The organism is Nostoc sp. CHAB 5715, assembly GCF_020829685.1.
GTDB lineage: Bacteria > Cyanobacteriota > Cyanobacteriia > Cyanobacteriales > Nostocaceae > Nostoc.
Window position 1 is genome coordinate 1 of the sequence record NZ_JAIVFR010000366.1, and the last position, 6,681, is coordinate 6,681.

The 6,681-nt window shown below is 42.0% G+C and carries 8 protein-coding genes and 1 pseudogene; 1 reads left to right on the forward strand and 8 read right to left on the reverse strand.

Annotated elements, in window-relative coordinates; all coding sequences use genetic code 11:
- The 8 genes and pseudogenes from LC574_RS20160 to LC574_RS20195 form a co-directional block, all read right to left on the reverse strand.
- A partial coding sequence (locus tag LC574_RS20160; RefSeq protein WP_229455193.1) for a hypothetical protein occupies positions 1-182 on the reverse strand: 182 nt, incomplete at its 3' end.
- A pseudogene (locus LC574_RS20165) lies at positions 157-363 on the reverse strand (TIGR03943 family protein); the annotation flags it as partial. The pseudogene LC574_RS20165 and the gene LC574_RS20160, both read right to left, overlap by 26 nt.
- Positions 364-405: 42 nt before the next feature.
- Positions 406-1,470 (reverse strand): permease, encoded by a 1,065-nt coding sequence (locus LC574_RS20170; RefSeq protein WP_229455182.1) that lies wholly within the window; start codon positions 1,468-1,470, stop codon positions 406-408.
- Positions 1,471-1,778: 308 nt separating this feature from the next.
- Entirely contained in the window at positions 1,779-1,931 is a 153-nt protein-coding gene (locus LC574_RS20175; protein WP_229455183.1) for a hypothetical protein, read from the reverse strand.
- A 541-nt stretch (positions 1,932-2,472) separates the two neighbouring features.
- Positions 2,473-2,697 (reverse strand): DUF2281 domain-containing protein, encoded by a 225-nt coding sequence (locus tag LC574_RS20180; RefSeq protein WP_229455185.1) that lies wholly within the window; start codon positions 2,695-2,697, stop codon positions 2,473-2,475.
- 96 nt (positions 2,698-2,793) lie between these two features.
- Entirely contained in the window at positions 2,794-3,906 is a 1,113-nt protein-coding gene (locus LC574_RS20185; protein WP_229455187.1) for a WD40 repeat domain-containing protein, read from the reverse strand.
- A 75-nt stretch (positions 3,907-3,981) separates the two neighbouring features.
- Positions 3,982-4,275, reverse strand: coding sequence for a hypothetical protein (locus LC574_RS20190; RefSeq protein ID WP_229455191.1), 294 nt, complete (start codon positions 4,273-4,275; stop codon positions 3,982-3,984).
- 470 nt (positions 4,276-4,745) lie between these two features.
- On the reverse strand, positions 4,746-4,916 hold the full coding sequence (locus LC574_RS20195) for a chlorophyll a/b-binding protein (protein ID WP_094331136.1): 171 nt from the start codon (positions 4,914-4,916) through the stop codon (positions 4,746-4,748).
- 711 nt (positions 4,917-5,627) lie between these two features.
- Between LC574_RS20195 and ald the strand changes: the two genes are divergently transcribed.
- The coding region (ald, locus tag LC574_RS20200) for an alanine dehydrogenase (RefSeq protein WP_229455189.1) at positions 5,628-6,681 on the forward strand (1,054 nt) is incomplete at its 3' end.

The window sequence follows — 6,681 nt, forward strand, 5'->3', positions numbered from 1 at the left end:
AAAAGGACGGCGAAGTCGCCGCCGCCGTCGGCCGTGCCCGTCCAGCTTTCCGCCGGCCGGCCCAGGGTGTCGAAGGTCGTGTGGGTAATGGTGCCGGTGGGGTCCTTGACGCCGCTGCGGCGGCCGAGGTTGTCGTAGACATAGGTCGTCTCTTCGTAGTTCCTGCATTTTGAAGCAACCAATAATTATTAAGCTGATACCAGTCATGATCGCTAACCAAAAGTAATTTGGGTGAATCAACAGGTTCAGCTTGCCAGTCAGCCAATATGTCAACAGCAAAATTCCCCAAGCTGTAATTGCTAGAACATCCAGCCAAGGAAGTAACAGATTTAGGATTTTAGGTTTGGGCTTTTTATTAGTCATTGATCATTGGTCATTAATCATTAACAAAGGAAAAGTAATTTTTTAAAAGACATGCAAGTTGAGGAAAAGGGTGAGTACAAATGTAAATTGTGCTGCTAAAGCAAATAAGTAAAAGACAGTTTTGGGCTTAAAAATCGATAACATCAAACCAATACCTTTGATGTCAATCATTGGGCCAAACACCAGAAATGCCAATAACGATCCACTACTAAAAGTCGAAGCAAAAGACAGGGCAAAGAAAGAATCGACTGTAGAACAAATTGACACCACTGCTGCTAAGATAAGCATGACTACAATTGAGTTAATCGGCCCAGTACCCAAACTGAGAATTAATTCACGCGGGGCTAGTACTTGAATCCCAGCAGCGATCGCACTTCCTAAAACCATGACTCCGCCTAATTCCCGGAATTCTTGGATGCTATTATCTAGCACTAAGCGCAGTTTATCTGCAAGTGGTTTATTGGAATTAGAAATTGGGGTTGTCGGCTGTACCAAATTAGAATCTATCCGCATTGGCATACCTGCTTTTCCTCCTAAGATATAAGTCCCGGATTGCAAGATATTCGGTGCTGCTGCTTCCTGTTGTATTTGGTAACGTTTTCCACGGCGTTTGGTTTCAGGCGGTGCGGGGGGATTAAACTTCATATACCGAGCGATCGCAGTTTGAACTATAGGACTCAAGTCCTTTTGAAAACTGAAAACATAGCCGATAATTGTGGAGATTAGTAGGGAAAATACAACTCGTAATACTACTATGGTAATCCCCTCAGGCAGACCATTAAACGCTGTCCAAGTTGACCAAATTACAATTGGGTTAATAGTCGGTGCTCCTAGCAAAAAGCCAATAACTACTGGTATTGGTACTCCTTGCATCAGAAACCGTCGTGCCACTGGCACATTGCCACACTCGCATACCGGAAATAAAAAACCAATCATGCTGCCAACTAAAGCACCCAGCAACGGATTTTTGGGTATTTTTTCTACTAATTTGCTCACATCAACAAAAACCAGTATCACACTGGAGAGTAAAACCCCAAGAAGCAAAAAAGGCATCGCCTCGACTAGCAGACTTAGAAATATAGTAAAACCATTGTTCAGTTGATTCATGGGCGTCGCAGTCAAAGCGGTTTTGAGTTTTAGGGTTCTGCCTAGTCATTCTATCGAAACGGGGATCAAAAGCAATTCGGGAAAATTAAACATCATTTAAGTAGCAAGTTGTCCGACTATTAAAATAGCGCTTAAGCGCTGCAAACCTTTGATTCAGGCAAGATAGCGATTTTTACCTGAGTGCATTTACTGACGATGACCATTTCTAAGATTGTCTAAGTTCAGAAATTGTTCCGTTCTAGAGGGCAAGTAGCTGTATATAGCAGTCCTAAATCATTTGTGAAAATTATATATCTCTTTTTTCTTTCTTATCTTTGCGTCCAACTCTTGGAGACGCTGCGCGTTGGCGGAGCCTCTCCAAGAGTTGGCGTTCTTGGTGAACCAGCGCCTACGGCGGGTTTCCCGCCGTAGGCGACTGGTGAACCCGAAGGGCGGTTCGTTTCCTTATCTATATTTTTCACGACTCCTGCAAGGATTGCTATAGATGATTTGGAATTACCTATGTTTATACTTACAATAATTTGCTGGATAAGATATTTGCTCGGCTGTATTTCATCAAGGATTCACAGTTATTCAACAATTGGGGTAGGCGTAGCCCGTCCTAGACATTGCTCTTGGTTGCTACCAGCATTGATTTTAGCTAGTTTTGGCAAAATGTAATCTGGGCTTTGGTTGATTTTCTACTATAAAAACTCTAAAAATGCAATATTAAATTTTAGCAAACAATCTAAAAATCACCATCAGGCTAGAAACCTGGACAGTAATCACTAGGCTGCGCGGTGAGCCAGCACGGTTTTAGGAAAACCCCATAAGCGACTGGTATCAGGTTTCCCAATTTATTACCAAATAGTTTGAATAGTTGTTAATGCCTGAATTTGGAAATCACGGGTAACTAGAGGAAGACCTAAACAAAAAGCAGTAGCTGCTATGATCCTGTCTGGCATATCAGGAAGAGTTGCTCTGTCAATTTGTCTCGTTGCGCCCGAAATATTACGATTGTCATCAAACAATATCTCTGGGAAAATTCCCCCACATTTCTTGACGAGCTTGGGTAATGTCTTCTTCAGTAATATCCACTGCTAAATCAGTACATAATCCTCTAACGTTACGTAAGGGACTTTTGGGAATATTTTTTTGATACAAAAATTCTGCAAAATTCAATAACTCTTGCTGCTTATCTATAGGTAGGTGGCGCAATTTTTCCAAAACTGCTTGCTCAATATTCATATATTTATCACCTTAGTACTACTATGATGCGATGCCTACGGTGGTCACTGAGCCTGTCGAAGTGCGGTAAACTACGCACTTTTTACCATGTATCATTCAGTTACCCGACTTCTTGAAATGGTTGAGTAACTGGTGTTCAGTGTTGATTAAGTTTTGTGGAGTTCCCCAAATCTTGATTTGTTGATCAAATCCACCACTGGCAAGAATTTTACCATTTGGACTAAAAGCGATCGCACTCACCCAGTCTGTATGTCCACTTAGTGTATTTATTAACTCGCCTGTAGTTAAATCCCACAATTTAATCCCATCTCTGCCAGCACTAGCAAGGGTTTGTCCATCGGGATTAATGGCGATCGCATTTACCCAGTTATTATGTCCTGTAAGGGTGCGGACTAATTCTCCAGTATTAATATTCCATAGTTTGACTGTGCGATCGCGGCTAGCAGTAACTAATGTTTGTCCATCTGGTGTAAAGATCGCACTGCTAACAACATTATCATGAGCGACAAATTCACTGATTAATTTACCAGTACTCAAATTCCACAGTTTGATTACACCCTTATTATCACCACTAGCTAAGGTCTGTCCATCAGGGCTAAGGGCTAGGGTATAAATCAAATTATCAAAACGTACTAGAGTACCAAGCGGGCGCTGCTGTAGCAAATCCCATATCCGAATCCCATCCAAAGCTCCACTAATGAGAACTTTACTATCAGGAGACACCACTAAAGATAAAACGTTACTTGTATGTCCGACAAAAGAGCGGGTAAATTTAAAATTTTTCAGGTTCCAGAGGTTAATCGTATTGTCATCACTACAGCTAGCGAGGGTTTGCCCATCTGGTGAAATCACTAAAGATTCTACGGCTGTTTGGTGTGCTTTGTTAATATTCCCCAACTTTTTGCCGTTTGCTGGGTTCCACAGGTGAATTACACCCTCGTTTTCTGCACCTCCACTCACAAGAACTTTGCTATCTGGACTGAAAGCGAGGGATTTAACGGTTCCGTTATGTCCTATGAGTGTGTAAAGTAGTTGGGCATTAGCAAAGCTGTTGGTAGTTTGGGAGTTTGGTGTTACCTCAATGGCAGCATGAGCTTCATCAATATCAAACTTTTCCCAGGTAGCCACTGGAAGGGCAACAGCTGCCATAAACGCCAGGATAACATACGGACGCAGAAAATTACCCCCACCTCTTCCCTCACTACTCACTCTTTTTCCTCACTTTTATAGATACGGTTGCTCCAATCAATTTTGCAGAGTTTTTAAGTAATAACTCTGCACTTCCTAAAGAGGTGGTTTTTTCTTAGAAACGCTTAACATTGGTAAAGGCGCACTAGAAGAACGAGAGGGCAAATAATGTTGCACTACAGGTTCCTCTGGTAGAGGACGACGCTGCTGGAAACGCCACAACTTAAAAGCTAGCGCTATCCCTGTTGTTCCCAAACCAAAAGCGAACAACGACCAGCTATCATTCAATCCGCCAATCAGGGCATCTATAGCGCCCATCGTCATCAATACACTGATTAGTGGCTCTTTTCGGTAGGTTGACTTCAAAAAACGAGGTAATACAGCATTCATCACAGCTTGGTTGGTTCCAGTTCACCTTTTGTGTATATTTACCAAGAATACCTCACCCGTAATTTGCCTTTCTCATCCAAGGCAGATACTAATTATGATTTTCTTTAGTAAGGGAGGAAGTAAACTCATTAATCGCCTTGTATATAGTAGTAGACTGTGGCGGAAGTTTGCATACTTTTAACTATGGGATTTTACTCCTTGCCAAGTCTTGTTAATTGACATAGTAGCTGGATGGATTTCCGCCCTACTGTACTAGTTGCAAGTCTATAATATTTGTATCACTAATAAATAGTTCGATTCCTCTCTTGCTTACATTCTAGGGCAATAATTTACGAATAAGTCTAATTAAAGTATCTAAGGTGAAGTACTTGGCTATCAATTGTTAAAGTCCAAACCAACTGGTTGTTCCAGCTGGTTGAAACTCTTTTAACTACTAGCTTACAACTTCTACCTTGTGCTTGTTGGTGGCACTACTTCAGACCCAGCCATGATAGCACCCCTTGATTGGTGACGTATTCAATCACCAGCAGCAAAGCGAAGCCAATCATTGCCGCTCGACCATTCAAGCGTTCAGCATATTCGTTAAAGCCAAACTTAGGCTCCTCTAGTTTAGGTGTAATCGTTGGTTGTGTTTGTGTCATTTTTAAGAAACCTTTTTTCGGCAAACGGGACTTGATATTGGACTTCGCAGCAGTTGTCGAGGATAAGCGATAAAGGTTAAAAAAATGGGCCTGTTCTTTTCCCTTTAAGTTTTACCCTAGACTTAGTAGCTTATAAGCTGATTGCAGCCTTGAATAGCCAAGATTACTTGAGAAATTCAGCAAAAGCTTCCTAGTAGGGAGCCATTCGTGAGAGGTTAAGGTCAGGTACTATTTGTCAATAAGCAATAGTACTTAAAACATCGCTAGAATCGGGCTAAAATTGGGGTTGAAAACACAATTTTTGAGCAGGCGATGCCGAAGGCGGGCTATGCCTACGCGTAATTTTGATACGCATCTTTTATTCTTACTCCATTGGTTCAGTACAAGAGTTAACTTCATACCTCTGCTTGTGAGAAATTTTCAGCATAATTTCTAATTGACAAAAGTAAGATTATCTTAACCTCTCACGGATGGTAGGGAGCTATACAATTGCTCTTTTAATAAATTGTTACTATTCTTTATATATTGTATAAATACTGGGGCAATAGTCAAGGGTAAGAGTTTGGGGCTAGTCAGATTAAATTGAGAAACTTAGGACACAGATTAATTATCTCTAATACAGCTATCTGTAATAGACCAGTCGTAAGACGAAAGTAGCAAGCCTGAAATTCGCAGGCTACAGTTAAACAAAAAAATTATCAGAGGCGATATATGGAAATAGGCGTTCCCAAGGAAAATAAAGATCAAGAATTTCGGATAGGTTTAAGTCCTTCTAGTGTGCGGGTACTGCAAGAAAATGGTCATAGTATCTTCGTCGAGACGCAAGCAGGTAATGGTGCTGGATTTTCAGATGACAACTACAGAAGTGCTGGAGCCGAAATTGTCCCTACATCAGAAACGGCTTGGAATCGGGAATTGGTTGTTAAAGTCAAAGAACCTCTGACATCTGAGTATAAATTTTTGCAGAAAGGGCAGATACTATTTACTTATTTACATTTAGCAGCCGATCGCAAATTGACCGAGCATTTAATTGATTGTGGCACAACTGCGATCGCTTACGAAACTGTAGAACAACCTGGTGCTAACAGACTACCCTTGCTCACCCCCATGAGCGTCATTGCCGGTCGGCTAGCAGTACAATTTGGGGCGAGATTTTTAGAACGTCAGCAAGGTGGTAGAGGAGTTCTTTTAGGCGGTGTCCCTGGAGTCCAACCAGGCAAAGTAGTAATTTTAGGTGGCGGCGTTGTCGGCACAGAAGCAGCTAAAATTGCTGTAGGCATGGGTGCTAGCGTCCAGATTTTAGATGTGAGTGTCGAGCGCTTATCTTATTTAGAAACCCTGTTTGGCTCTAGAGTCGAATTGCTTTATAGTAACTCAGCACATATTGAAGCCGCAGTCATTGAAGCCGATTTGCTCATCGGTGCAGTTTTAGTACTGGGACGTAGAGCGCCAATATTAGTATCGCGCGAATTGGTCAAACAAATGCGTCCTGGTTCTGTAATAGTTGATGTAGCCGTTGACCAAGGCGGTTGTATAGAAACCTTACACACCACATCCCACACAAATCCGGTGTACGTTGAAGAGGGTGTGGTGCATTATGGTGTTCCCAATATGCCAGGAGCGGTACCTTGGACAGCAACCCAGGCACTCAACAACAGTACATTACCTTATGTCGTCCAGTTGGCGAATTTAGGAATTAAGGCACTGGAAGTTAACCCAGCATTAGCTAAGGGTGTAAACGTGCAGAACCATCACGCATTTGTTT

Excerpts from the sequence above, each read along its gene's own strand:
- LC574_RS20170 (WP_229455182.1), bottom strand. The coding sequence starts at position 1,470 with ATGAATCAACTGAACAATGGTTTTACTATATTTCTAAGTCTGCTAGTC.
- LC574_RS20180 (WP_229455185.1), bottom strand. The coding sequence starts at position 2,697 with ATGAATATTGAGCAAGCAGTTTTGGAAAAATTGCGCCACCTACCTATA.
- LC574_RS20190 (WP_229455191.1), bottom strand. The coding sequence starts at position 4,275 with ATGAATGCTGTATTACCTCGTTTTTTGAAGTCAACCTACCGAAAAGAG.
- LC574_RS20195 (WP_094331136.1), bottom strand. The coding sequence starts at position 4,916 with ATGACACAAACACAACCAACGATTACACCTAAACTAGAGGAGCCTAAG.